Source organism: Pseudomonas sp. (assembly GCF_035554175.1).
Taxonomy (GTDB): Bacteria; Pseudomonadota; Gammaproteobacteria; order Pseudomonadales; family Pseudomonadaceae; genus Aquipseudomonas.
On sequence record NZ_DATMIV010000018.1, the window covers coordinates 79,986 to 106,472 of the forward strand.

The following is a 26,487-nucleotide window of genomic DNA, read 5'->3' on the forward strand; positions in this document are numbered from 1 at the left end:
GTAAGGCTTAGTAGCCCAGAGCGAAGTCTTCTTCTTTCATGTCCATCAGGTTGTTCGCGCCCGAGAGCATGGTGGCCACGTGTGTACGGGTCCGCGGCAGAATGCGCTGGAAGTAGAAGCGCGCGGTCTGCAGCTTGGCAGTGTAGAACGCCTCGTCGCCGCCGCCGGCAGCCAGTTTTTCCGCAGCCACACGTGCCATGTCGGCCCAGAAGTAGGCCAGGCAGGCATACCCGGAGTACATGAGGTAGTCCACGGAAGCCGCGCCAACTTCTTCGCGGTCTTTCATGGCGGCCATACCGACCTTCATGGTCAGTTCGCCCCACTCCTTGTTCAGTGCAGCCAGTGGCGCAACGAACTCCTGAACGGCTTCGTTACCTTCGTTGTTCTGGCAGAACTTGTGCACGATCTTGGTGAAGCCTTTCAGAGCCTCGCCTTGGGTCATCAGCACTTTACGGCCGAGCAGGTCGAGAGCCTGGATGCCGGTGGTGCCTTCGTACAGCATCGAAATGCGGCTGTCGCGAACGTTCTGCTCCATGCCCCACTCGGCGATGAAACCGTGACCACCGTAGATCTGCACGCCGTGGTTGGCGGCCTCGAAACCGACTTCGGTCATGAACGCTTTAGCGATCGGGGTCATGAAGGCCAGCAGTGCGTCGGCTTTCTTCTTCTCTTCTTCGTCGACGCCGTACTTGACGATGTCGACCTGCTTGGCGGTGAAGTACACCATCGCACGGTTGCCTTCGGCGAATGCCTTCATGGTCAACAGCATGCGGCGTACGTCTGGGTGCACGATGATCGGGTCAGCGGCTTTGTCCGGTGCTTTAGGGCCAGTCAGCGAACGCATTTGCAGGCGATCGCGAGCGTATTTCAGACCACCCTGGAAACCGATTTCGGCGTGGGCCAGACCTTGCAGTGCGGTGCCCAGGCGCGCGGTATTCATAAAGGTGAACATGCAGTTCAGGCCTTTGTTCGCCGGGCCGATCAGGTAACCGGTGGCACCGTCGAAGTTCATCACGCAAGTGGCGTTGCCGTGGATGCCCATCTTGTGTTCCAGCGAACCGCAGCTCACCGCGTTGCGAGCACCGATGGTGCCGTCAGCGTTGGGCAGGAACTTCGGCACGATGAACAGCGAGATGCCTTTGGTACCGGCCGGTGCATCCGGCAGGCGCGCCAGTACGATGTGGACGATGTTATCGGCCATGTCGTGTTCACCGGCGGAGATGAAGATCTTGGTGCCGGAAACTTTGTAGGAACCGTCGGCCTGAGGTTCGGCCTTGGTGCGCAGCATGCCCAGGTCAGTGCCGCAGTGCGGTTCGGTCAGGCACATGGTGCCAGTCCATTCGCCGGAAACCAGTTTGGTCAGATAGGCTTCCTGCTGCTCAGGAGTGCCGTGCTCGGAGATAGTGTTCATCGCGCCGTGCGACAGGCCCGGGTACATGCCCCACGACCAGTTGGCTTCGCCGACCATTTCGCTGACCGCCAGACCCAGCGACTCAGGCAGGCCTTGGCCGCCGTGCTCGACGTCATGCGCCAGGCTCGGCCAGCCGCCTTCGACGAATTGCTTGTACGCCTCTTTGAAGCCAGTCGGGGTTTTCACGCCGGACTCGCTCCAGGTGCAGCCTTCCAGGTCGCCCACGCGGTTCAGCGGTGCCAGTACCTGCTCACAGAACTTGGCGCCTTCTTCGAGAATGGCGTCAACCATGTCCGGCGTGGCGTCTGCGCACGCTGGCAGGCTCTGATAGTGCGCTTCGTAGCCGAGCAGCTCGTCACGAACGAAGCGAATATCACGCAAGGGGGCCTTGTAGTCAGGCATAGCGATAAACCTCTGCTGATGTAACCGGGAATGAACGACCGTGTTGAGTTGTTATGACGGTCAAACAGTTGTTTGAAACATACGTTTACGCCGAAATCTTGTCAAGCATCGATCTTTTGCCGTTCGTCATCGTTTTTTTCAGAGGCCGGCCACGAACAATCGCCGCGACTTCACACAAGCCACGGGCACTCTGGAAAAGATTAGTTGAGCAAGAAGGACTTAAACGAAAAACGCCGCGACAGGGCGCGGCGTTTCGATGTTTTCAACAATCTGAATCAGGCGAAAGTGTCGATGATCGTACCCAGCACTTCGTCGGAAGCCTTGGCCACTTTCACACCCAGCTCTGCCTGGAATTTGCCTTGCGACAGCTCAACCACACTGCTCGCCAGATCCGACTCCTGCGCGCGATCCACACCGCGCAGACGATTGACCTGTACTTCAGACGACTGGCTGGTCACCGAGCGTTCTATGGTGTTGTTGGCGATCTGGCTGGCGGCCTGATCGAGGCGGTTCTGCCCGGACTGAATCGAGCTCAGCCCCGCATAAAAAGCGGTGTTACCGGAGATTTCCATAGTCACTCTCATCCCTGCAAAGGATCAATGGCCGTCATTGAAGCAGACGCGCCGGAAAAACACCCGTCAAAAACACTAATGGCACAGTGCCTGTCCATAGGGAAAAGCTTAGTCGAGCAAGTCCAGTTGCAAATGCTCGGCCACCGATTCAGCACTCGGCGTCTTGAGTTTGGGCACGCGCCCAAGGCACGGTGCCGGAATGCGCTCGGCCAGGGTCGCGAGATTTTCCTCCAGCCGCGAGGTCTTCGGATCGATGATATTCGCCACCCACCCCGCCAATTGCAGACCATCGCGGGCAATCGCTTCGGCCGTCAGCAACGCATGACTGATGCAGCCCAGCCTTACGCCCACCACCAGAATCACCGGCAGCTTCAGCGCAATCGCCAAATCCGACAGATTGTCCTGATCCGCCAACGGCACTCGCCAGCCCCCTGCCCCTTCGATCAAAGTGAAATCGGCGTTCATGGCCAGAATCGCGCGCATCGGCGCCAGCAACGATTGCACCGTCAGCGCCACACCCGCCTCGCGCGCCGCCAGATGCGGAGCGATGGCTGGTTCGAATGCCACCGGATTGACCTGTTGATAAGTCAGCGGCAACGAACACTCGGTCAGCAGCGCCAAGGCATCGGAGTTGCGCAACCCCTTGGGCGTGACATCGCATCCTGACGCCACCGGTTTGCCCGCCGCCGTGCTCCAGCCTGCCGACCGTGCCGCGTGCAGCAATCCGGCAGCGACGGTGGTCTTGCCGACATCGGTATCGGTGCCGGTGATGAAATAGGCTGCGCTCATAGGGGTTTCTCCAACACGGCGTACACCACCTGATAGGTTGCCGGCAGTCCCGACGCCTGACGGAACCGCTCATAAGCGTCGATCAGCGCGAGAATCCGTGCCCGCCCAGTCAAACCGCCCGGCCGTCCGGGATTCAGATTGTGTGCACCCAGCGCCTTCAACTCATGGGTCAGGCTGCGCACATCCGGGTAGTGCAGCACATGCGGCTGATTGTCCAGACTCAGCGTGCGCAAGCCACTGCCGGCACATAACTGTTCGTAGCGGGCGAATTCGCGAAAGCGATTGACGTGCACCAGCCCGTCGACCTGCCGCCAGCTCTCACGCAACTCGAACAACGTCCCTGTACACAGACTAGCAAACGCAAAAATCCCTCCCGGTTTCAGCACGCGAAAGGCCTCGCGCAGCACCGCGTCGAAGTCCGCACACCATTGCACCGCCAGGCTGGAGAAGATCAGATTGCAGGTCGCGTCTTTCAGCGGCAGCCGCTCGGCATCACCGGCAATGAAATGCTCTGCACCACCCAACGGCCGTGCGTGACTGAGCATGCCTTCAGCAATATCCAGTGCCAAACCCTGGGCCTCGGCAAAACGTGAAGCCAGCGCTCGGGTGAAGTAGCCGGTACCACAACCGAGATCGAGCCAGCGCGGCGGCGTCCAACCCGCAGGCAAGCGCTGAAGCAGCTGTGTACCGACATCGCGCTGCAACTCGGCGACGCTGTCGTAACTGGCCGCCGCGCGAGAAAAAGACGCCGCCACCTGGCGCTTGTCGGGCAAGCCTTGAGGCAGCACAAGAGACAGATCAGTCATCAGCGCACTCATGTAGAAATGCCTGGATCGCGCCCGCTACTCCGTGCGGGTCTTCCAGCAAAAAAGCGTGGCTGGCCTGTTCGATCAGACCAATTTCGATATCCGGCAGCAGCGCAAACAACGCGCCCGCCGCTTCCGCCGGGACCAGCGCGTCCAGCCCGCCGAACAGATGAAACTGCGGGCCGCGAAACGCCTGCAACGCCTGGCGCGTGTCCAGCTGCGCAAGCAGTTCCAGCCCCCCCATCAGCATTGCTGGTGCGGTTGTCGGTGCGCCCCCCAGCAGCAAGCGCGACAAGCCACGGGGGTCTGGCGAACCTTGCGCGCACAACAAAGCGAAGCGTTTGAGCGTTATCTGCGGGTCGGCCTGGCAACCGGCCAGAAACCCGTCGAATGTTTTGCCGGGCATCGCTTCCGGCCATTGCTCATGGGCGACAAACGAAGGATTGCTCGCCAGCGTCAGCAAGCCGCAGCAAGCCTCGTCACGACGCGCAGCCAATTCGCACGCGAGCATGCCGCCCAGCGACCAGCCCCCCAGCCACGCCTCTTGAGGAAGGCGTGCGTCGAGTTCATCGAGCCAGTCCTGCAGGTCAGCGGAATCCAGCTCCGGCAGCGGCTCGATCTCGACATGCAGATGTTGGTCGAGGCCACGCAATGCCGCCGCCAGCGGCTCCATCGGCGACACGCCAAGGCCCCAGCCGGGCAGCAGGATCAGGCGATTACGCATAATCGGGCTCCAACGACAATCGGGCGAAACAATCCGCCAGCCCTTCCAGCAACCGTTGCACCTGCGCCTCGCTGTGCGCGGCAGTCAGGGTTACGCGCAGTCGAGCGCTGCCCGCCGCAACGGTCGGCGGGCGGATTGCAGTGACCATCAAGCCACGCTCGCGCAACATCTGCGAGAACCGCACCGCGCGCCCGGCATCGCCGATCAGGATCGGCTGGATCGGCGTGAAACTGTCCATCAGCTCCAACCCGATCTGCTCGGCGCCGTTGCGGAACTGACGGACCAGCGCCTGCAAATGTTCACGGCGCCAATGTTCGCTGCGCAGCAGTTCAAGACTTTTGAGCGTCGCGCAGGCCAGCGCCGGTGGTTGGCTGGTGGTGTAGATGTACGGGCGAGCAAACTGAATCAGGCTTTCGATCAACTCTTCGCTGCCAGCCACAAACGCGCCGGCAGTGCCGAAGGCTTTGCCAAGGGTGCCGACCAGCACCGGCACGTCCTCCTGGCTCAAGCCGAAATGCTCGACAATGCCGCCACCGTTGGCACCCAATGGGCCAAAGCCATGAGCATCATCGACCATCAGCCAAGCGCCTTTGGCCTTGGCCTCCCGGGCCAGCGCCGGCAAGTTGGCAATGTCGCCGTCCATGCTGAACACGCCGTCGGTGACCACCAGCGTATTGCCGGTGGCTTTCTCCAGACGCTTGGCCAAACTGTCGGCGTCGTTGTGCAAATAACGATTGAAACGCGCGCCGGACAACAGACCCGCGTCCAGCAAGGAAGCGTGATTGAGCCGGTCTTCGAGCACCGTATCGCCCTGCCCGACCAGCGCCGTAACCGCGCCGAGGTTGGCCATGTAGCCGGTGGTGAACAACAGCGCACGCGGACGTCCTGTGAGATCGGCGAGTGCTTCTTCCAGTGCGTGATGTGCGCTGCTATGGCCGATGACCAGATGCGACGCGCCACCGCCCACGCCCCAGCGCTCAGCGCCGGCGCGCCAGGCGTCGATCACCTGCGGGTGGTTGGCCAGCCCCAGATAGTCGTTGTTGCAAAACGCGAGCAACGGCTGACCGTCGACCACTACTTCCGGGCCTTGCGGCGATGCGAGCAGCGGGCGCTGGCGATAGAGGTTGTCGGCACGGCGGGCAGCAAGGCGTGCGGCGAGATCGAAAGACATGCAGGCCTCGTTCGAATGATGTTATCAGAGTGGAACCGCCCCCTGTGGGAGCGAGCCTGCTCGCGAATGGGCGTCACATCCAACATAGATGTTGGCGGACAAACCGCTTTCGCGAGCAGGCTCGCTCCCACAGGGGTTTTGCATTCCTTCAGAGCAATCCGCGCAGTTTTTACACCGCAGCGTTATAGAACTGCTCGCTGGTCTTCTGCTCCACCAGCGCCTGCTCGATCGCCGCTTGGTGAACCTCATCGGCATGTTCTTCGCGAGCTTCCGGCTGGATACCGAGGCGTGCGAACAGCTGCATATCCTTGTCCGCCTGCGGGTTGGCGGTGGTGAGCAATTTGTCGCCGTAGAAAATCGAGTTAGCGCCAGCGAAAAACGCCAGAGCCTGCATTTGTTCATTCATTGCCTCACGACCGGCAGACAGGCGCACGTGGGATTGCGGCATGAGGATGCGCGCCACGGCCAGCATGCGGATGAAGTCGAACGGATCAATGTCTTCGGCGTTTTCCAGCGGCGTACCGGCGACTTTTACCAGCATGTTGATCGGTACCGATTCCGGATGCTCGGGCAGGTTGGCCAACTGGATCAGCAGGTTGGCGCGGTCGTCGAGCGATTCGCCCATGCCGAGAATGCCGCCGGAGCAGATTTTCATCCCCGACTCGCGCACATAGGCCAGCGTCTGCAGGCGCTCGCTGTAAGTGCGGGTGGTGATGATGCTGCCGTAGAACTCCGGCGAGGTGTCGAGGTTGTGGTTGTAGTAATCGAGGCCGGCCTTGGCCAGCGCTTCGGTCTGCTCCTGATCGAGACGCCCGAGGGTCATGCAGGTTTCCAGGCCCAGGGCCTTCACACCTTCAACCATCTTCAACACGTAGGGCATGTCTTTGGCCGAGGGATGTTTCCACGCCGCGCCCATGCAGAATCGCGTCGAACCGATGGCTTTGGCGCGGGCCGCTTCTTCGAGGACCTTCTGCACTTCCATCAGTTTTTCTTTTTCCAGGCCAGTGTTGTAGTGCCCGGACTGCGGGCAGTACTTGCAGTCTTCCGGACAGGCGCCGGTCTTGATCGACAACAGCGTCGAAACCTGCACGCGGTTGGCGTTGAAATGTGCGCGGTGCACCGTTTGCGCCTGGAACAGCAAGTCGTTGAATGGCTGTACGAAGAGTGCCTTGACTTCAGCCAGAGACCAATCGTGACGCAGGGTGGCAGTGGTGCTCGCGCTCATGGGCAATTCCTTGGTTATGCTTGGCTGGCGCCGGGGAAACGGAATACCCACAGGCGCTACACGGATGTTCGGCATATTTAAGGAAGAGTGATGCGCTGTCAACCACGATACCAGGGACAGGTTTACATCTGTTTAAAAAACGTACAGACATGTTTGCTGTGCGATGAGCCCGCAACAGCAGAAATGCCAATCTGCGAGGGCTGTGAGACCGATTTGCCTTGGCTCGGTAGCCATTGCCAGACCTGCGCGTTGCCGTTGCCGGCGAATGGCCTGACGTGCGGCGAGTGCCTGCTAGAGCCGCCGGCGTTCGAACAGGTCGCCGTGCCCTGGGTTTACGGGTTCCCGGTGGACAGTCTGATTACCCGCTTTAAACACAACGCGAAATGGCCGTTTGGTCACCTGCTCGCCGACGTTCTCGGCCAATACCTGCAGCATCGCTTCGAGGAAGATCTGCCCCGACCCGACGTATTGTTGCCGGTGCCACTGGCGAATAAACGTCTACGACGACGGGGCTTCAATCAGGCCGCGATGCTCGCGCGCTGGTTGAGTGTTGCGCTGGATTTGCCGTGTGAAGAGCAGATCCTGCGGCGAATCAAGGACACCGATGCGCAGCAGGATCTGGATGCCAAGGCGCGCAAACGCAATCTACGCAATGCCTTCACCCTGGCGGCGGATGCACAGGTCAAAGGTCGGTATCTGGCATTGGTGGATGATGTGCTGACCACGGGAGCGACGGCCCGGGCATTGGCCCGCCTGTTGATGGATGCGGGCGCGGCAAGGGTCGACGTCTACTGCCTCGCCCGTACGCCAAAACCCGGCACCTGAGCTCAACACACTCCTACAGGTTGTGTGTTCGGCTTGACTCATGCGTTGCAAGTGGCCAACTTTCATTTCATCGCCCAAGCCAAAAGCGTTCTGATATGTCTCTGCCCTCTCTGCTCTCCCAGCACATCGTCCGCCGCCCGCAGCGCATCGCGTTGTTGCAGCACATTGCCGAGCAGGGTTCGATCACCCGTGCGGCGAAGAGCGCAGGGCTCAGTTACAAGGCGGCGTGGGATGCGATTGATGAGCTGAACAACCTGGCGCAGAAACCCTTGGTCGAGCGCGTGGTGGGCGGCAAGGGTGGCGGTGGCGCCAGATTGTCCAGCGAGGGCGAGCGAGTGCTGCGCCTGTATCAGAAATTGCAGGCATTGCAGGCGCAGGTGCTGGAAGCGGCGGAAGACGCCAGCGATCTCGATCTGCTCGGGCGCCTGATGCTCAGGACCAGTGCGCGCAATCAGCTGCATGGCACGGTTGTGGCAATTGAAGCGCAAGGTCGCAACGATCTGATCCGCCTCAAACTGGCGCAAGGCATTGGTCTTGATGCGCAGATCACCCACGACAGCACCGTGCATCTGGAGCTGCAACCCGGCACTGAAGTCGTGGCATTGATCAAGGCCGGTTGGCTCGACCTGCTTGGCACCGACCAGCCTGCAACGCCCGGTCTTAATCTTCTCAACGGCACCATCGAAGCCATTCTTCACGCCGACGACGGTCCCAGCGAAGTGCGCATTTCCCTGCTCAACGGCCACACCCTCTGCGCTCTGGCGCAAGCGCTGCACTTGCGCAGCCAAAACCTGGGTGTCGGCAAGCCGGTTCAGGTGCAATGCGCGCCGTCCAACGTGCTGATCGGCACGCCGCTCTGAGTCGCTCCTGCAACAATAGCGTCATCGACCCGCATTAAGGTGTTGGCCATAAACCATGCAGGGAGCCTGATGTGAGCCTATTAGAAGAAAACCAATCCACTGACCTGGAAAAAATGGTCGGCCTCAGCCGTCGCGGCTTCATCAGCGCCGGTGCGTTGTGCGGCGCGGCGATGTTCCTCGGCGGCAATCTGTTGAGCCGCAGCGTCCTGGCCGCCAGCGTCAGCGCCGGCAACAGCCGCTTGCTCGGTTTCGAGAGCATCCCGGCGGCGACCACCGACGCCATCAGTCTGCCCAAGGGTTATAAGTCCTCGGTGCTGATCAGTTGGGGCCAGCCGTTGCACAAGAATGGCCCGGCCTTCGACCCGAGCGGCAATGGCACCGCTGCCGCGCAGGAAGTGCAGTTTGGCGACAACAACGACGGTATGAGCCTGTTCGAGTTTCCCGGCGAGAAAAACCGTGCGTTGATGGCGATCAACAACGAATACACCAACTACCGTTACTTGTATCCGCACGGCGGCATGCCACAGTCGGCCGAAGACGTGCGCAAGGCACTGGCCTGCGAAGGCGTGTCGGTGATCGAAGTGCAGCGCAAGCACGGTCAATGGCAGTTCGTGCAGGGCTCGCGCTACAACCGTCGCATCCACGGCAACTCGCCGCTGCGCATCAGCGGTCCGGCCCGCGGCCACGACTTGATGAAAACCGCCGCCGACAAGCACGGCAAGAAAGTCCTCGGCACCTTCCAGAACTGCGCCAACGGCAAGACTCCGTGGGGCACCTACCTGACCTGTGAAGAGAACTTCACCGACTGCTTCGGCAGCAGCAACGCTCAACAGCCATTCGATGCTGCGCAAAAGCGCTATGGCGTCACGGCTGCCAGCCGCGAGATCAACTGGCACCCGTTCGACCCGCGCTTCGACATGGCGAAAAATCCCAACGAGCTCAACCGCCACGGCTGGGTGGTGGAGATCGACCCGTTCGATCCGCAATCGACCCCGGTCAAACGCACTGCGCTGGGCCGCTTCAAACATGAAAACGCCGCACTGGCCGAGACCGACGATGGTCGCGCCGTGGTGTACATGGGCGACGACGAGCGTGGCGAGTTCATTTACAAATTCGTCAGCCGCGATCGCATCAACCACCGCAACCAAAAGGCCAATCGCGACATTCTCGATCACGGCACTTTGTACGTGGCCAAATTCGATGCCGGCGACGGCAACCCCGATCATCCGAGGGGTCAGGGCCAGTGGATCGAATTGACCCACGGCAAGAACGGCATCGACGCCAGCAGCGGATTTGCCGATCAGGGCGAAGTGCTGATCCACGCACGCCTCGCCGCCAGCGTGGTTGGCGCAACACGCATGGACCGCCCGGAATGGATCGTCGTCAGCCCCAAGGACGGCCAGGTTTATTGCACGTTGACCAACAACGCCAAACGCGGCGAAGACGGGCAACCGGTGGGCGGCCCGAATCCGCGCGAGAAGAACGTCTATGGGCAGATTCTGCGCTGGCGCACCGACCGCGACGATCACGGTTCGAAGACTTTTGCCTGGGATCTGTTCGTGGTTGCCGGCAACCCGGGCGTGCATGCCGGAACGCCGAAAGGTGGCTCATCCAACATCACCCCGCAGAACATGTTCAACAGCCCGGATGGCCTGGGTTTCGACAAGGCCGGCCGCCTGTGGATTCTCACTGACGGCGACTCGAGCAACGCCGGCGACTTTGCCGGGATGGGCAACAACCAGATGCTCTGCGCCGACCCTGCGACCGGTGAGATTCGCCGCTTCATGGTCGGGCCGATTGGTTGCGAAGTGACCGGGATCAGCTTCTCGCCGGATCAGAAAACCCTGTTCGTCGGGATTCAGCATCCGGGGGAGAACGGGGGGTCGACCTTCCCTGAGCACCTGCCCAATGGCAAGCCGCGCTCTTCGGTGATGGCGATCACCCGAGAGGATGGCGGAATCGTCGGCGCCTGATAAACCGCTTTCGCGAGCAGGCTCGCTCCCACAGGGGATCGCATTCCAATGTGGGAGCGAGCCTGCTCGCGAAGAGGCCCGACCAGACACCAACCCCCTCAATGCCTGCCATCTGCGCTACCATGCCGAGCCGGACGCAGCAGCCTGCTGCGCGCAGGAGTCAGCATGGCCCACCCGTTTGAAACCCTCACCCCCGATCTCGTGCTGGATGCCGTCGAAAGCATCGGTTTCCTCAGCGATGCGCGCATTCTGGCGCTCAACAGCTACGAAAACCGCGTTTATCAGGTCGGCATCGAAGACGCCGAGCCGCTGATCGCCAAGTTCTATCGTCCGCAGCGCTGGACCAACGCAGCCATCCTCGAAGAACACCAGTTCACCTTCGAACTGGCCGACATCGACATTCCAGTGGTGGCGCCGCTGATCCACAACGGCGAAACCCTGCACGAACACGCAAGTTTCCGCTTCACGCTGTTCCCGCGCCGTGGTGGCCGTGCGCCGGAGCCGGGCAATCTCGATCAGCTGTATCGCCTCGGCCAGTTGCTGGGGCGCATGCATGCGGTGGGCGGTACCAAGCCGTTCGAACATCGCGAAGCGCTAGCCGTGGAGAACTTCGGCCATGCCTCGCTGAACACCCTGCTCGAAGGCAACTTCATTCCCAAGAGTCTGCTGCCGGCTTACGAGTCGGTTGCCCGCGACCTGCTCAAACGCGTCGAGGATGTCTACGCCGCCGCGCCGCACCGGAACATCCGCATGCACGGCGACTGCCATCCAGGCAACATGATGTGCCGCGACGAGATGTTCCACATCGTCGACCTCGATGACTGCCGCATGGGCCCGGCGGTGCAGGACATCTGGATGATGCTTGCCGGCGATCGGCAAGAGTGTCTTGGACAGCTGTCGGAACTGATGGACGGCTACAACGAATTTCACGATTTCGACCCGCGAGAACTGGCGCTGATCGAGCCACTGCGCGCATTGCGCCTGATGCACTACAGCGCCTGGCTGGCGCGGCGCTGGGACGACCCGGCATTCCCGCACAGTTTTCCGTGGTTCGGCACGGAGCGTTATTGGGGCGATCAGGTGTTGGCGTTGCGCGAGCAACTGGCGGCACTGAATGAAGAACCGCTGAAACTCTTCTGATCAAAGATCAAAAGATCGCAGCCTTCGGCAGCTCCTACTTTGGAATGCATATCCCTGTAGGAGCTGCCGAAGGCTGCGATCTTTTTGCTTTCTGACACGACACATCTATACAACCTCCTTACAATCCCTTCTTTGTCAGTTGCCTGAGCAAGGATTCTGCATGCAAGCCGCCAACCCGCGCCGCGGGTACATTCTGGGCCTGAGCGCCTACATTATCTGGGGCCTGTTCCCGATCTACTTCAAAGCCATCGCCGAAGTGCCGGCAGTCGAAATCATCATTCACCGGGTGCTGTGGTCGGCGCTGTTCGGGGCGCTGTTGCTGATGGTGTGGAAACACCCGGGCTGGCTGCGTGAGCTGCTGGACAATCCCAAGCGTCTGGCGATTCTCGCGTTGAGCGGCACGCTGATCGCCGCCAACTGGCTGACCTACGTGTGGTCGGTGAACAACGGACGCGTGCTCGAGGCCAGTCTGGGCTACTACATCAACCCGCTGGTCAATGTGCTGTTGGGCATGGTGATTCTCGGCGAGCGACTGCGGCGCATGCAGTGGCTGGCGGTCGGGCTGGCCGCGATCGGCGTAGCACAGCAGGTGTGGCAGGTCGGCAGTTTGCCGTGGGTGTCGCTGGCGCTGGCGCTGACCTTCGGTTTCTACGGCTTGATCCGTAAACAGGCACCGGTCAACGCGTTGCCGGGGCTGGTGGTGGAAACCTGGATGCTGGTGCCGATCGCCATCGCCTGGCTGCTGTTCAACCAGACTGCCACCAGCGTGCAGCCGCAATTCTGGACCACTTCCGAAGCCTGGTGGCTGGTGGCCGCCGGCCCGGTGACCCTGGTGCCGCTGGTGTGTTTCAACGCCGCCACACGCCATCTGCCCTACACCACCATCGGATTTCTGCAATACATCGCGCCGACCCTGGTGCTGCTGCAAGCCGTGCTGCTGTTTGGCGAGCATTTGTCGTCGAGCACATTGGTCGCCTTCATGTTTATCTGGGCCGGTCTGGCCGTTTACAGCGTCGATGCGTGGATAAGTTTGCGTCGGCGCAGCTGATCAAAAAACGCTCAAACCTCCACAGGCCACGGTTCTCGTGGCCTGTACCGTTCCTTCCCAAGGTTATCCACAGCGTGATCCCCGCCGTTTGTGCGCAAGTCACTGAAAGTTGGCGATTTTTTGAACAATTGCCGCAAAGCCACGGCCGATGTGGCGTGGCGCCCTGTCTCTACAGGTTATCCACAGGCAGGTGCACGTTAAACCTGAATAACCTCTCGGGCGTTTAATCCTCTGTGCGCAACACCAGTTCCACCATCAGATCGTCGGCCAGCGTTTCAAGGCGCGCCTGCAACACATCCAGGGACAGCGTCAGCGGCACCGCCAGAATCGCCTCGGCGTGAAACAGTGACTCGCTGCTCATCGGTGCGGGGCGCACCTCAGTCACCAGCCTTTCCAGATTCACGCCCTGCTCGCTCAACAGCCGCGTGATATCCCGGACGATGCCCGGCCGGTCATTGCCGACCAGCTCCATGGCGATCGGCTTCCAGGTGCAGGATTGCTCGACACCACTCTCGGCGATGAGTACGCGGATGCCATGCGCGGACAGGGCCTGTAGAGAATCGACCAGTTCATCGTACGCCTCTGCCGGGACACCCACGCGCAATATCCCGGCGAACTGCCCGGCCATCCGCGACATGCGACTCTCCAGCCAGTTGCCGCCGTGCTCGGCGATGCATTGGGCAATGCGCTCGACCTGGCCGGGCTTGTCCGGAGCGAAGACGGTGAGTACGAGATGGTCCATGGCGCAGCCCTCAGTTCATGACTTTTGTTATCGAAGGGCAAGTATAGGCAAGAGGATTGATTCAGATGGGCCAGCCGCTGCGCAGAATCTGTGGCCAGGGAGCTTGCTCTCGCTGGCGGCCGCAGGACGCCCTTGTGCAGTCATTGATATTTTTGCGACTACTGCGCAGCCGAGCGGGAGCAAGCTCCCTCGCCACAACAGCGCACCGACCAGAAGCTGCGCCAAAGGCAGCCTGAGCAATATTTATGTGTACAACTTTTGATATTTAGCTGGAACAATCCAATGCTTTTTTGAGAACATCCCGTTCCGCGACGTGACCGCAATGCGTCATGAGGTCGCAGAACGACGTAATTAGTCTGATTTTCACAAGCGCAACTCATCATGTAGTATGCCGCAGCGCGCACTACATAACGCTGGATCGATGTCTGCCCAAGGCCCTTCGCAATCCTGAAAGCCCCGTCAGCAAGGCCTCCAAGCCGTTGATTGGTGCCTGGCCCAGCCGCCAGCAATGGCATGTACTGGTCGGCAGGTTTGTGGTTTAAATGGCCAGAAGCTTCATTGTTAAATTGACGAGCTGAAAAGCGAAATAGCTGAGCAGAGTGAGGCAAGCAATGACTGAACACGTTCAAGTCGGTGGCCTGCAGGTCGCCAAAGTCCTGTTCGACTTCGTGAACAACGAAGCCATTCCCGGTACCGGCCTCACCGCCGAACAATTCTGGGAAGGCGCCGACAAGGTCATTCACGACCTGGCGCCGAAGAACAAAGCCCTACTCGCCAAACGCGATGACTTCCAGGCGCGCATCGATGCCTGGCATCAACAGCATGCCGGCCAGGCGCATGACGCCGTGGCCTACAAAGCTTTCCTGCAAGAGATCGGTTATCTGCTGCCAGAAGCCGCTGATTTCCAGGCCACGACGCAAAACGTCGATGATGAAATCGCCCGCACCGCCGGCCCGCAACTGGTAGTGCCGGTGATGAACGCGCGCTTCGCGCTCAATGCCTCGAACGCTCGCTGGGGTTCGTTGTACGACGCCCTCTATGGCACCGACGCGATCAGCGAAGACGGCGGCGCCGAAAAGGGCAAAGGCTACAACAAGGTACGTGGCGATAAAGTCATCGCCTTCGCCCGTGCCTTTCTTGACGAAGCCGCGCCACTGGCCGCCGGCTCCCACGTCGATTCGACCGGCTACAGGATCGCTGACGGCAAACTCGTCGTGACCCTCAAGGGCGGCAGCAACAGCGGCCTGCGCGACGACGCTCAGCTGATCGGTTTCCAGGGCGACGCCACTGCGCCGATTGCAATTCTGCTCAAGCACAACGGCCTGCACTTCGAAATCCAGATCGATGCCAGCACCCCGGTCGGCCAGACCGATGCCGCCGGCGTCAAAGACATCCTCATGGAAGCGGCGCTGACCACGATCATGGACTGCGAAGATTCCGTAGCCGCGGTCGATGCCGACGACAAAGTGGTGATCTACCGCAACTGGCTCGGCCTGATGAAGGGCGACCTGGCGGAATCCGTGTCCAAGGGCGGCCAGACCTTCACCCGCACCATGAACCCGGATCGCACCTACACCGCGCCCAACGGTGGTGAAGTGACCCTGCACGGTCGTTCACTGTTGTTCGTGCGCAATGTCGGCCATCTGATGACCATCGACGCGATCCTCGACAGTCAAGGCAATGAGGTCCCGGAAGGCATCCTCGACGGTCTGGTCACTTGTCTGGCGGCGATGCACAACCTCAACGGCAACACCTCGCGGCGCAACACCCGCACCGGTTCGGTGTACATCGTCAAACCGAAGATGCACGGCCCGGAAGAAGCGGCGTTCACCAACGAGCTGTTCGGGCGCATCGAAGACGTGCTGCGTCTGCCGCGCAATACCCTGAAAGTCGGGATCATGGACGAGGAGCGCCGCACCACGGTCAACCTCAAGGCCTGCATCAAGGCTGCCAGCGAGCGCGTGGTGTTCATCAACACCGGTTTCCTCGACCGCACCGGCGACGAAATCCACACGTCCATGGAAGCCGGCCCGGTGGTGCGCAAGGCTGACATGAAGGCCGAGAAGTGGATCGGCGCCTACGAGAACTGGAACGTCGATATCGGTTTGAGCACCGGCCTGCAGGGTCGTGCGCAAATCGGTAAAGGCATGTGGGCGATGCCCGACCTGATGGCGGCGATGCTCGAACAGAAAATCGCTCACCCGCTGGCCGGCGCCAACACTGCATGGGTGCCATCGCCGACAGCCGCTGCGTTGCATGCACTGCATTACCACAAGGTCGACGTGTTCGCCCGCCAGGCCGAACTGGCCAAACGTGCGCGCGCCTCGGTGGACGACATCCTGACCATTCCGCTGGCGGTGAACCCGAACTGGACGCCGGAGCAGATCAAGAACGAACTGGACAACAACGCCCAGGGCATTCTCGGTTACGTGGTGCGCTGGATCGACCAGGGCGTCGGCTGCTCGAAAGTGCCGGACATCAACGACATCGGCCTGATGGAAGATCGTGCGACGCTGCGTATTTCCAGCCAGCACATCGCCAACTGGCTGCGCCACGGTATCGTCACCGAGGAGCAAGTGATGGAAAGCCTCAAGCGCATGGCGCCGGTGGTCGACCGTCAGAACGCCAACGACCCGCTGTACCGCCCGCTGGCACCGGACTTCGACAGCAACATCGCCTTCCAGGCGGCGGTCGAACTGGTGATCGAAGGTACCAGGCAGCCGAACGGCTATACCGAGCCGGTACTGCACCGTCGTCGTCGTGAGTTCAAGGCGGCGAATGGTCTGTAACGTACGTTGATGGTTGAAATGAAAAAGGCCCTGAGCGAAAGATCAGGGCCTTTTTTTTAAACGCAAAGTCAAAAGATCGCAGCCTTCGGCAGCTCCTACGTGGGATCACCTGTAGGAGCTGCCGAAAGCTGCGATCTTTTGATCCTCAAATATTCAGGGCTCAATCCCCAATTCGTGTTTGACCAGCCCAAGCAGCTTCTCCGTATCAATCGGCTTGAGCAGAAAATCCACCACGCTCAAATGCATCGCCGCGATCGCGTCTTTCACGTCGGCATCGCCCGACACGATGATGATCGGCATCGCCGCCCGAACCGATTCGCGCACGTGCCGGATCAAGTCCAGGCCATCGACATTGCCCATGCGCAGATCGGTAATCACCAGCCCGATCGAAGGCTTCTGCTCAAGCATTTTCAGCGCCGTTTCACCGCTGGCTGCGGTCATGCAGTGAATGCCGTCGAGCGCGAGAATCTCCGACAGCAGCTCTCGGGCGTCCTTGTCGTCGTCGACGATCAGGACGCGCTGCGGCGGCAGATCGGGTTCGAGCATTACTGCGCTGAGCGCTTCACGCTCGGCGTCGCTCAGAATATCGTGGTCGGACATGGCGCTCTCTAAATGTTCAATCAATCTCTGGCAAGTCGTCAGACATCACCGGACAGCGCTTCAATGTGCACTTCGTCGGATTTTTTTCCAAGGGGCTATGACAAGCTTTTCCGAGCTTTTGCGTAGGGTATTTCCGAAAATCGGCCAATGGTGGCAAAACCTAGACTTACGTCCAATGGGCACCCTGCCCGCCGGGGTCGACCATGGCCGCAACGATCCGACCACAACAATTCGAAAAAGACTGCGGTAATGGTTATGAGCAAAGCGGACGCCTACACCCAGGCAGGGAAGACCGCGGTTTTGCAGAACATTCAGGGCACCCTGCAATTCCTCCAGCGCTTCCCGCCCTTCAATCAGATGGAACACGCCCACCTCGCGTACCTGGTGGAGCAATGTCAGCTGCGTTTTTTTGCCCAGGGCGAGAGCATCATCAAACCGGCTGACGGCCCGGTCGAACACTTCCATATCGTCAAACAGGGTCGGGTGGTGGGCGAACGCCAGCACATCACCAAACCCGGCACCGAGACCACGTTCGAAATCACCACCGGCGAATGCTTTCCGCTGGCCGCACTGCTCGGTGAGCGCGCTACACGCACCGAACATCTGGCGGGCGAAGACACCTTCTGCCTGCAACTGAACAAACTGGCGTTCATCAAACTGTTCGCCCTTTCCAGCACCTTTCGCGACTTTGCCTTGCGCGGGGTCAGCAGCCTGCTCGATCAGGTCAATCAGCAAGTGCAGCAGAAAGCCGTGGAAACCCTCGGCACGCAGTACTCGCTGAATACCCGCCTGGGCGAACTGGCGATGCGCCATCCGGTGACCTGCAGCGCGGATACACCACTGCGTGAAGCGGTGAAGCTGATGCACGAGCAACAGGTCGGCAGCATCGTCGTGGTGGATGAGCACAAAGCGCCACTGGGGATTTTCACCCTGCGCGATCTGCGCCACGTAGTCGCCGAAGGCGTCGGTGATTTCAGCGACGCCATCGACCGGCACATGACCCGCGGGCCGTTCTTTCTGTCACCGGATCACAGCGCCTTCGATGCGGCGATCGCCATGACCGAGCGGCACATCGCGCACGTATGTCTGGTCAAGGATCAGCGCCTGTGCGGCGTGGTTTCCGAGCGTGATCTGTTCTCCCTGCAACGGGTCGATCTGGTGCATCTGGCCCGAACCATCCGCAGCGCGCAACGGGTCGAACAACTGGTGACCCTGCGCGGCGAAATCGGCCAGCTTGTTGAACGCATGCTCGCCCACGGCGCGTCCTCGACGCAGATCACCCACATCATCACCCTGCTCAACGATCACACCGTGTGCCGGGTGATCGAATTGACCCTCGCGGAAAAAGGCGATCCCGGCGTGCCGTTCAGTTGGCTGTGTTTCGGCAGTGAGGGCCGGCGCGAGCAGACACTGCACACCGATCAGGACAACGGCATTCTCTTCGACGCCCGCGATGCAGCGCATGCCGCCGAGATTCGCGGCAAGCTGCTGCCGATTGCCCAGCAGATCAACCAGAGCCTGGCGCAGTGCGGCTTCACCCTGTGCAAGGGCAACGTCATGGCCGGCAATCCCGAGCTGTGCCTGTCGCGGGCCGAATGGGCGCGGCGCTTCGCTGCGTTTATCCGCGAGGCAACGCCGGAGAACCTGCTGGGCTCGAGCATCTATTTCGATCTGCGCGTGGTCTGGGGCGATGAGCAAGGCTGCGAGCAATTGCGCCGGGGCATTCTCGATCAGGTCGGCGACAACCGATTGTTCCAGCGCATGCTGGCCGAAAACGCGCTACGCAATCGCCCACCGGTGGGACGCTTCCGTGAGTTCGTGCTGGCGCGCAAGAATGGCGAGAAAGCCACACTTGATCTGAAGATCCAGGGTTTGACGCCGTTCGTGGACGGTGCTCGCTTGCTGGCGCTGGCCAACGGCATCGACGCCAACAACACCCTCGAACGCTTTCGCCAACTGGTGGATAAGGAAGTCATCGAACCGCTCGATGGCGCGGCTTATGAAGAGGCCTACCACTTCATTCAGCAAACGCGGATGCAGCAGCATCAGATCCAGACCCGGGAAAACCAGCCTTACTCCAACCGCGTCGATCCCGACAGCCTCAATCACCTTGACCGGCGCATCCTGCGCGAGTCCCTGCGTCAGGCCCAGCGCCTGCAAAGCAGCCTGACGTTGCGGTATCAGCTATGAGCCTGTTCTCGTGGCTGCGCCCGGCCAGCCCGGTGGTGCCGGCAGCTTTTCAGCAGCGTCTGGCGAAATTGCCGGCCATCACCGGGCTGAGCGAATGCAGCCTGCGCGAGCAGCGCTGGGTGGTGCTGGATCTGGAAACCACTGGCCTGAACCTCAACAAGGATCGCGTGTTGTCGATCGGCGCGGTGGCGATCGAGGATGGCGCGATCGATTTCAGCCAGCAGTTCGAGCGTACTTTGCAGTGTCGCGAGTTGAAGCTCAGCCCCAGCGTGCTCATTCATGGGTTGGGGCCGAATGCGATTGCCGCTGGCAGTGATCCGGCCGAGGCGTTGCTGGAACTGTTGGAGTTCGTCGCCGACAGCCCGGTACTGGCGTTCCATGCGCCATTCGATCAGCACATGCTCGGGCGCGCATTGAAGGAACATCTGGGATACAAGCTGCAGCATGTGTTTCTCGATGTGGCGGATATTGCGCCGCTGCTGTGTCCGCAGGCGCAGATTCGCGAGGCGGGCCTGGATGAGTGGATCGAGTGGTTTCGCCTGGAAGTGTTCGAACGGCATAACGCGAGTGCCGATGCGCTGGCCACGGCGGAACTGGCACTGATTCTGTTCAGCCGGGCGCGGGCGCAGCAGATTTACAGCCCGTTGCATCTGCAGCAGCGGTTGAGGCAGTGGAAGCGCAGGCAACAAACTCATTCTTTCTAGCCCCCCCTGTAGGAGCTGCCGCAGCCTGCGGCAGCTCCTACAGGGCATGCGTCCATATCACCTGACCAGTGGCCAATTGCTAACCATTCCCACCTCTGCCAGAATCGCGAACAATTCTCGTTAGTTAACATTTCCCAATCGGTGATGTCCGGTGTCGTCAGTTCCCAACCCTCACAGTGAACTCGTCGGTGCGATGTATCGCGACCATCGCGGTTGGCTGCTGGCGTGGTTGCGGCGCAATGTGGCGTGTCCGCAGCGCGCCGAGGACTTGAGCCAGGACACCTTTGTGCGCCTGCTCAACCGCGACGAACTGCTGACCCCGCGCGAGCCACGGGCATTTCTCGTGGCTATCGCCAAAGGCCTGCTGTTCGACTACTTCCGCCGCGCCGCGCTGGAACAGGCTTACCTCACCGAACTGATGCTGATCCCCGAAGACGAGCAGCCGTCGGTGGAAGAACAGCAAATGATCCTCGACGATCTGAAAGCCATCGACCGCATGCTCGGCAAACTGTCGACCAAGGCCCGTGCGGCCTTTCTGTATAACCGCCTCGACGGCCTCAGCCATGCCGAGATTGCCAACAGGCTCGGCGTATCGGTGCCGCGCGTGCGTCAGTATCTGGCGCAAGGCCTGCGCCAGTGCTACGTCGCGTTATACGGTGAACCGACATGAGTGCCGCCAGCTCGCGCCCGGTGCCGGCGCATGTGCTGGACGCGGCGATCGCCTGGCAATTGACCCTCGATTCCAGCACCGCGCTGGAGCGCGAAGAGTTCGCCAAATGGCACGCGGCAAACGAAGAACACGCCCGCGCCTGGCGTCAGTTGGGCATGCTCGATCAGCGCTTCAGCGTCGCCAAGGGCCCGGCCCGCAACGCATTGCTGCAATCACGCGAAGGCATTCGCCGGCGCGTGCGCAAGCTGGGCAGTGGTCTTGCCAGTGTTGTGCTGGTGCTCGGTCTGGGGCTGTTTGTCAGTGAGCGTTATCTGCCGCTCGACTATTGGCTCGCCGACCAGCGCACCGCCACCGGCGAACAACGCACTGTGCGCCTGCCCGATGGCACCCTGCTCAACCTCAATACCCACAGCGCGGTTGACGTACGCTTCGATGACAAGCGCCGCTTGATCGTGTTGCAGGAAGGCGAAATTCTCGTCGAGACCGGGCATGGCGATGCCCGGCCCTTTATCGTCGAAACCCGCGAGGGCAGCATGCGCGCGCTGGGCACGCGGTTTCTGGTCAAGCGCGAGGATGACGGCACGCGCCTGAGCGTGTTGCAGTCGGCGGTGGCAGCCCATGCGCAAGATAACCCTGAAGAACAGATTCTGCGCGAAGGCCAGCAAGTGCTGCTGCGCAGCGACGGACTGGGTTCGATTGTCGCCCTCACCCCCGGCGCCGATGCCTGGACGCGAGGCATGCTGGTGGTGGACAACGCGCGGCTGAGCGATCTGGTGCATGAGCTCGGGCGTTATCGTCGCGGGCATCTTGGCGTAGCGCCGGAAGTGGCCGACCTGCGCATTACCGGCAGCTTTCCGTTGCACGACACCGACAAGGCCCTGAGTGCGCTGCTGCCGAGCCTGCCGGTGCAGATCGAGCGGCATACGTCGTATTGGGTCACCGTGGCGAAGGCTGATATCAAGCCTGAGTAAGGCGCCGGCAGGAAAAAGTCTTCGCGAGCAGGCTCGCTCCCACAGGAAAACGCATTGCAGATGTGGGAGCGAGCCTGCTCGCGAAGGCGACATCAGCCGCACAACCATTTTCAGCTGAACAAAATAAATTCCATCCCGCCCTATCACTTTTTGATTTTCGTCCGGCACACAGGCAATTGAGAAATATTTCCATTCAGGAGCCGCCGTATGTCCCGTTCGCCAGACACTTTGTTGCGCCCCAGTCTGCTGGCTTTTGCCATCGCTTTCAGCACGCCGCTGATCAGCAGTCCGTTGCTCGCCGCTGAGCAAGCGTCCAGCGTGCGTGCCTACAACCTGCCGGCGGCGCCGCTGTCGACCACGCTGAACCAGATCGCCAGCCAGGGAGGTCTCGCCCTGGCGCTGAATCCGGCACTGGCGGCAGGCAAGACCTCGGCCCCGGTCAACGGCCAGTTCGACACCGTCGGCGCCCTGCGCGCGGCGTTGCGCGGCAGCGGTCTGCAACTGGAGCAAAGCAGCGCCGGCACTTACACCCTCGTGGCTGTGCCTGAAGGCACGCTGGCCCTGCCGGAAACCTCGGTCATCGGCGTGGAAAATCTGGAAAGTGCCTGGGGGCCGGTGGAAGGCTATACCGCGACCCGTACTGCCGCCGGTACGAAGACCGACACCGCACTGGTCGAGGCACCGCGTTCGATTTCCGTTGCAACGCGCCAGCAAATGGACGACCGCAGCGTGCACAGCCTTGATGACGCCGTGCGTTATATGCCGGGCATCACCGCCAGCAGCTACGGCAGCGACACCCGCGCCGACTGGCTGCGCGTACGCGGTTTCGAGCCGACCCAGTTCCTCGATGGCCTGCCTCTGCCAAAAGGCGTGTACGCCAACCCGAAACAGGAAACCTGGAACCTCGACCGCCTCGCCCTGCTGCGTGGCCCGGCCTCGTCGGTGTACGGCCAGACGCCGCCGGGCGGTTTGCTCGACATGGTCAGCCGCCGCCCGAGCGCTGAAGCCAGCAGTGAAATCCAGCTGCAATACGGCAGCGACAACCACCGGCAGATCAACTTTGCCAGCACCGGCAAGATCGACGAGGCCGGTCAGTTTCTCTATGGCCTCAGCGGCGTGGTGCGCGACAGCGGCACGCAGGTCGACCACGTCGACAACAAGCGCTACAACATCGCGCCGAGCCTGACCTGGAACATCGATGACGACACCCGTTTCACCCTGCTGACCCAGTTCACCCGCGACGATACCGGCATCACCAGCCAGTTTCTGCCAATCCAGGGCACCAAAATCAATTCGCCGTTCGGTGATATTTCCCATCACAAGAATCTCGGCGATCCGGATTGGGAATATTACGACCGCACCTACTACGCACTGGGCTATGCCTTTGAACATCGGCTGAATGATGTCTGGCAGTTCAAGCAGAACCTGCGCTACACCAAGTCGGATCTGTCGTTTCAGTCGCTGACGCCCGGCTCCTACCCGTTCACCACCGTGGATGAGCAAGGCAACGTCGGCCGCACCAGCACCAGCGTCGAAGAAGACATCAGCCAGTTCGCCGTCGACAACAACTTCCAGGCCGACTTCGCCACTGGCGATATCCGCCACACCTTGCTGCTGGGCCTGGATCACCAGCGCGGTAACACCAACTACACCTCGATTTTTGGTGATGGCCTGCAAACCAACGTGATTACCCCGATCTACGGCCAGCCAATCGTCCGTCCGGCGCGTTCTACTGCGTTTTACGACTACAACCAGAAGACCTACCAGACCGGCCTCTACGTGCAGGATCAGATGGCCCTGGATCAGTGGCGCCTGACCCTCGGCGGCCGTGAAGACTGGGTGCACACCAGCACCGAATTCTTCAACAAGGGCGATGCCACCAATACCCAGCGCGACAAAAAATTCAGCGGCAACGCGGCGCTCAGCTACGTCTTCGACAACGGCTTCGTGCCGTACCTGTCCTACGCCGAGTCTTTCCAGCCGACCACCGGCGCCGATGTCACCTCGACCGGCTCGCTCAAGCCGACCGAAGGCAAGCAATGGGAACTGGGCATCAAGTATCAGCCGCCGGGCAGCAAGACCCTGCTGACCGCCGCCGTGTATGACCTGACCCAGAAAAACGTCGCGGTGAACACCTTCGTCAACAACGTTTCGGTAACCAGCCAGACCGGTGAAGTGAAAGTCAAAGGGCTGGAGCTGGAAGCCGTCTCCGACGTGACCGACAACCTCAAAGTCATCGCCGCCTACACCCTGGCCAAGTCCGAAGTGCAGAAAGGCGTCGACAAGGGCAACCGCCTGCAACTGATGCCCAACCAGCAAGCTTCGCTGTGGACCGACTACACCTGGCACAGTGGCGTGCTCGACGGTTTCGGCGTCGGTGCCGGCGTGCGTTATACCGGCAACACCTACGGCGACAAGGCCAACACCTGGCTGGGCAAAGCCGATGCCTATACCGTGTTCGACGCCAGTGTGCATTATGATCTGGGCCGTCTGGACAACAGCCTTAAAGGCGCGTCGCTGGCCGTCAACGCGACCAACCTGTTCGACAAGGATTACATTTCCACCTGCGACAGCTTCTACTGCTACTACGGCGACCAGCGCAGCGTCGTCGCCAGCGCTACTTACAAGTGGTAAGCCAGTGAGCTGAAACAGGCCCTGTTACCAGGCCGTCCGCACCGGGCGGCTTTGGTGTTTTTGAAGGTCATGCAATGAAAAGTAAAACCATCCGCCGCTGGTCGTTCATTCACACCTGGACCAGCCTGATCTGCACGGTGTTTCTGCTGATGCTGGCATTGACCGGGCTGCCGCTGATTTTCAGCCACGAGATCGACCATTTGCTGGGCAACGCCCCGGAGCTGCGCGAGATGCCGGCCGACACGCCGCAACTCAACCTGCAGCAACTGGTCGACGCTGCGCAAAAGCATCGCCCCGGCGAAGTCATGCAGTATTTCGGCTATGACGACGAAGATCCGAACGCGGCCTTCGCGATCATGGCCAAGACCGCCGATACCGAGCCGAACTCCTCACACACCTTCATGCTCGATGCGCGCACCGGCGAAGCCCTGGAGACTCCTTCGGCCAATGGCGGCCTGATGCTGTTCATCCTGCGCCTGCACGTCGACATGTTTGCCGGGTTGCCGGGCAAGCTGCTGCTGGCGTTCATGGGGTTGCTGTTTGTTATGGGGATCGTCTCCGGGACGGTGCTGTATCTGCCATTCATGCGCCGTTTGCAATTCGGCACCGTACGCCAGGACAAATCCACCCGCCTGCGCTGGCTCGATCTGCACAACCTGATCGGCGTGGTGACCCTGACGTGGTGCCTGGTGGTGGGCGTGACCGGAGTGATCAGCGCCTGCGCCGACCTGCTCATCGCCGCCTGGCGCAACGACGCGCTGGCCACGTTGATCGCGCCTTATCGCGATGCTCCACCACTGAGCCAACTGGCACCGGCGACCCGTTTGCTCGACATCGCCGAAGAAGTCGCACCGGGAATGAAGCCGGACTTCATAGCCTTCCCCGGCACGCGTTTTTCCAGCGAGCACCATTACGCGGTGTTCATGAAGGGCGGCACGCATCTGACCTCGCATCTGCTGACACCGGTGCTGATCGATGCCACGACTCTGCAAGTGACCGCCGTGGCCGAACGCCCGTGGTACATGGACGCCATGGGCATGTCCCAGCCGCTGCACTTCGGCGACTACGGCGGCATGCCGATGAAAATCCTCTGGGCCACGCTGGATGTACTGACGATCATTGTGCTGGCCAGCGGTGTGTACCTGTGGATGGTGCGGCGCAAGGCGGCCAAGCCTGTGCTGGAAACTACGGAGGCCTCGGCATGAAACCGCGTCAGTCGAGTTTCTGGAAGGTCTTCAGCACACCGATCGTGATCGCCCTGCTCAGTGCGGCGGGGCTGTTTGCGGCATTGCTGGGAGATGGCATCTGGGATGCGTTGAGCTGGGTCGGGCTTGGCGTACCGGCATTTCTGGCCATAAGAGGTTTTCTGCCGCGAACCTGAGAATCCCTTGTGGGAGCGAGCCTGCTCGCGAAAGCGCCCCGACATTCAACATCAGAGTCGACTGTCACGACGCCTTCGCGAGCAGGCTCGCTCCCACATGGGTTCTGCGCAGGCCTTGAGCAGGCTATGCTGGCCGATCATTGTCCTGATCGAGACCTTGCCCATGTCCGCCCCCAGCATGACCCTGTACCACAACACCCTGTCGCCCTTCGTGCGCAAAGTCATGGTGCTGCTGCACGAAACCGGTCAGCAGGATCGTGTCGCGCTGCAGGACTGTGTGCTCAGCCCGGTCAGCCCGAATGCGGCGCTGATCGCTGACAACCCGTTGAGCAAGATTCCCGCCCTGCGCCTGGCCGACGGCAATGTCATCCATGACAGCCGCGTCATCCTTGAATACCTCGACCAGCAGCACGTCGGCAATCCGCTGATCCCCCGCGAAGGCGCGGCGCGCTGGCGGCGGCTCACCCTGGCGTCGATGGCCGACGGGATCATGGATGCGTCGGTGATGGTGCGTTATGAAACCGCCCTGCGCCCGGTGGAAAAACACTGGGACGAATGGCTCGACGCCCAGCGCGACAAGATCCGCCGCGCCCTCGCCGTGCTGGAGAGCGAAGCGATCGCCGAGCTGACCAGCCATTTCGATGTCGCGGCGATCAGCGTGGCCTGCGCGCTGGGCTACCTGGACCTGCGCTTCCCGGACATGGACTGGCGCACGGCCAATCCGCAACTGGCCAACTGGTATTTCGCAGTGAGTCAGCGGCCTTCGATGATTGCAACGTTGCCAAAAATCTAAGCCGTCTGCTCTGGCCTCTTCGCGAGCAAGCTCGCTCCCACAACATGGGTGCCATACCCGAATCCCT

General features: G+C 61.1%; 23 protein-coding genes. 14 read left to right on the top strand and 9 right to left on the bottom strand.

Going from position 1 to position 26,487, the window contains the following annotated elements; translation table 11 throughout:
* Window positions 1-7: 7 nt before the first annotated feature.
* From VNV36_RS07600 to bioB, 7 genes are all read right to left on the bottom strand, one after another.
* Window positions 8-1,813: a phenylacyl-CoA dehydrogenase gene (locus VNV36_RS07600; RefSeq protein ID WP_325717228.1), complete on the bottom strand. Its 1,806-nt coding sequence runs from the start codon at window positions 1,811-1,813 to the stop codon at window positions 8-10.
* Between the two features lie 275 nt (window positions 1,814-2,088).
* The gene (locus VNV36_RS07605; protein ID WP_325717229.1) at window positions 2,089-2,385 is read right to left on the bottom strand and encodes a pyrroloquinoline quinone biosynthesis protein PqqE; all 297 of its coding nucleotides are present in this window, start codon (window positions 2,383-2,385) and stop codon (window positions 2,089-2,091) included.
* A 108-nt stretch (window positions 2,386-2,493) separates the two neighbouring features.
* Window positions 2,494-3,174 carry a dethiobiotin synthase gene (bioD, locus tag VNV36_RS07610; RefSeq protein WP_325717230.1) on the bottom strand — a complete coding sequence of 227 codons (681 nt, stop codon included), beginning with the start codon at window positions 3,172-3,174 and terminating at the stop codon, window positions 2,494-2,496.
* On the bottom strand, window positions 3,171-3,980 hold the full coding sequence (bioC, locus tag VNV36_RS07615) for a malonyl-ACP O-methyltransferase BioC (RefSeq protein WP_325717231.1): 810 nt from the start codon (window positions 3,978-3,980) through the stop codon (window positions 3,171-3,173). The genes bioD and bioC overlap by 4 nt, the downstream gene beginning before the upstream one ends.
* Window positions 3,973-4,704: an alpha/beta fold hydrolase gene (locus VNV36_RS07620; protein WP_325717232.1), complete on the bottom strand. Its 732-nt coding sequence runs from the start codon at window positions 4,702-4,704 to the stop codon at window positions 3,973-3,975. The genes bioC and VNV36_RS07620 overlap by 8 nt, the downstream gene beginning before the upstream one ends.
* Complete coding sequence (bioF, locus tag VNV36_RS07625; RefSeq protein ID WP_325717233.1) at window positions 4,697-5,875, bottom strand: 8-amino-7-oxononanoate synthase; 1,179 nt, start codon at window positions 5,873-5,875, stop codon at window positions 4,697-4,699. Before bioF ends, VNV36_RS07620 begins: the two co-directional genes overlap by 8 nt.
* 169 nt (window positions 5,876-6,044) lie before the next feature.
* A complete protein-coding gene (gene bioB, locus VNV36_RS07630) occupies window positions 6,045-7,100 on the bottom strand; it encodes a biotin synthase BioB (protein WP_325717234.1) in 1,056 nt (351 codons plus the stop codon).
* A gap of 90 nt (window positions 7,101-7,190) precedes the next feature.
* Here bioB and VNV36_RS07635 point away from each other — a divergent pair, with 90 nt between their 5' ends.
* From VNV36_RS07635 to rarD, 5 genes are all read left to right on the top strand, one after another.
* Entirely contained in the window at window positions 7,191-7,925 is a 735-nt protein-coding gene (locus tag VNV36_RS07635; protein ID WP_325717235.1) for a ComFC family protein, read from the top strand.
* Between the two features lie 95 nt (window positions 7,926-8,020).
* Complete coding sequence (modE, locus tag VNV36_RS07640) at window positions 8,021-8,785, top strand: molybdenum-dependent transcriptional regulator ModE (protein WP_325717236.1); 765 nt, start codon at window positions 8,021-8,023, stop codon at window positions 8,783-8,785.
* Between the two features lie 71 nt (window positions 8,786-8,856).
* The gene (locus VNV36_RS07645) at window positions 8,857-10,758 is read left to right on the top strand and encodes a PhoX family protein (RefSeq protein ID WP_325717237.1); all 1,902 of its coding nucleotides are present in this window, start codon (window positions 8,857-8,859) and stop codon (window positions 10,756-10,758) included.
* A gap of 165 nt (window positions 10,759-10,923) precedes the next feature.
* Complete coding sequence (gene srkA / locus VNV36_RS07650; protein WP_325717238.1) at window positions 10,924-11,898, top strand: SrkA family protein kinase; 975 nt, start codon at window positions 10,924-10,926, stop codon at window positions 11,896-11,898.
* 160 nt (window positions 11,899-12,058) lie between these two features.
* Window positions 12,059-12,946, top strand: a complete 888-nt coding sequence (rarD, locus tag VNV36_RS07655) for an EamA family transporter RarD (RefSeq protein ID WP_325717239.1) — start codon at window positions 12,059-12,061, stop codon at window positions 12,944-12,946.
* Window positions 12,947-13,169: 223 nt separating this feature from the next.
* On the opposite strand, the gene VNV36_RS07660 is transcribed toward rarD, so the two are convergent.
* Window positions 13,170-13,688: a glycine cleavage system transcriptional repressor gene (locus tag VNV36_RS07660; RefSeq protein WP_325717240.1), complete on the bottom strand. Its 519-nt coding sequence runs from the start codon at window positions 13,686-13,688 to the stop codon at window positions 13,170-13,172.
* Between the two features lie 611 nt (window positions 13,689-14,299).
* On the opposite strand from VNV36_RS07660, the gene VNV36_RS07665 reads away from it, so the two are divergent.
* On the top strand, window positions 14,300-16,477 hold the full coding sequence (locus VNV36_RS07665; RefSeq protein WP_325717241.1) for a malate synthase G: 2,178 nt from the start codon (window positions 14,300-14,302) through the stop codon (window positions 16,475-16,477).
* Window positions 16,478-16,630: 153 nt separating this feature from the next.
* On the opposite strand, the gene VNV36_RS07670 is transcribed toward VNV36_RS07665, so the two are convergent.
* Window positions 16,631-17,077, bottom strand: a complete 447-nt coding sequence (locus tag VNV36_RS07670) for a response regulator (protein WP_325717242.1) — start codon at window positions 17,075-17,077, stop codon at window positions 16,631-16,633.
* 255 nt (window positions 17,078-17,332) lie between these two features.
* On the opposite strand from VNV36_RS07670, the gene VNV36_RS07675 reads away from it, so the two are divergent.
* The 8 genes from VNV36_RS07675 to VNV36_RS07710 all read left to right on the top strand — a co-directional run bounded on the left by VNV36_RS07675 (window position 17,333) and on the right by VNV36_RS07710 (window position 26,420).
* The gene (locus tag VNV36_RS07675) at window positions 17,333-19,267 is read left to right on the top strand and encodes a putative nucleotidyltransferase substrate binding domain-containing protein (protein ID WP_325717243.1); all 1,935 of its coding nucleotides are present in this window, start codon (window positions 17,333-17,335) and stop codon (window positions 19,265-19,267) included.
* On the top strand, window positions 19,264-19,971 hold the full coding sequence (locus VNV36_RS07680; RefSeq protein ID WP_325717244.1) for a 3'-5' exonuclease: 708 nt from the start codon (window positions 19,264-19,266) through the stop codon (window positions 19,969-19,971). Before VNV36_RS07675 ends, VNV36_RS07680 begins: the two co-directional genes overlap by 4 nt.
* 193 nt (window positions 19,972-20,164) lie before the next feature.
* Window positions 20,165-20,641, top strand: a complete 477-nt coding sequence (locus tag VNV36_RS07685) for an RNA polymerase sigma factor (RefSeq protein WP_325717353.1) — start codon at window positions 20,165-20,167, stop codon at window positions 20,639-20,641.
* Window positions 20,638-21,612 (top strand): FecR domain-containing protein, encoded by a 975-nt coding sequence (locus VNV36_RS07690; RefSeq protein ID WP_325717245.1) that lies wholly within the window; start codon window positions 20,638-20,640, stop codon window positions 21,610-21,612. The genes VNV36_RS07685 and VNV36_RS07690 overlap by 4 nt, the downstream gene beginning before the upstream one ends.
* Before the next feature lie 207 nt (window positions 21,613-21,819).
* Window positions 21,820-24,246: a TonB-dependent siderophore receptor gene (locus tag VNV36_RS07695; RefSeq protein ID WP_325717246.1), complete on the top strand. Its 2,427-nt coding sequence runs from the start codon at window positions 21,820-21,822 to the stop codon at window positions 24,244-24,246.
* Between the two features lie 74 nt (window positions 24,247-24,320).
* Entirely contained in the window at window positions 24,321-25,451 is a 1,131-nt protein-coding gene (locus VNV36_RS07700) for a PepSY-associated TM helix domain-containing protein (protein ID WP_325717247.1), read from the top strand.
* Window positions 25,448-25,627 (top strand): hypothetical protein, encoded by a 180-nt coding sequence (locus VNV36_RS07705; RefSeq protein WP_325717248.1) that lies wholly within the window; start codon window positions 25,448-25,450, stop codon window positions 25,625-25,627. Before VNV36_RS07700 ends, VNV36_RS07705 begins: the two co-directional genes overlap by 4 nt.
* Before the next feature lie 163 nt (window positions 25,628-25,790).
* The gene (locus VNV36_RS07710) at window positions 25,791-26,420 is read left to right on the top strand and encodes a glutathione S-transferase (RefSeq protein ID WP_325717249.1); all 630 of its coding nucleotides are present in this window, start codon (window positions 25,791-25,793) and stop codon (window positions 26,418-26,420) included.
* Window positions 26,421-26,487 lie beyond the last annotated feature (67 nt).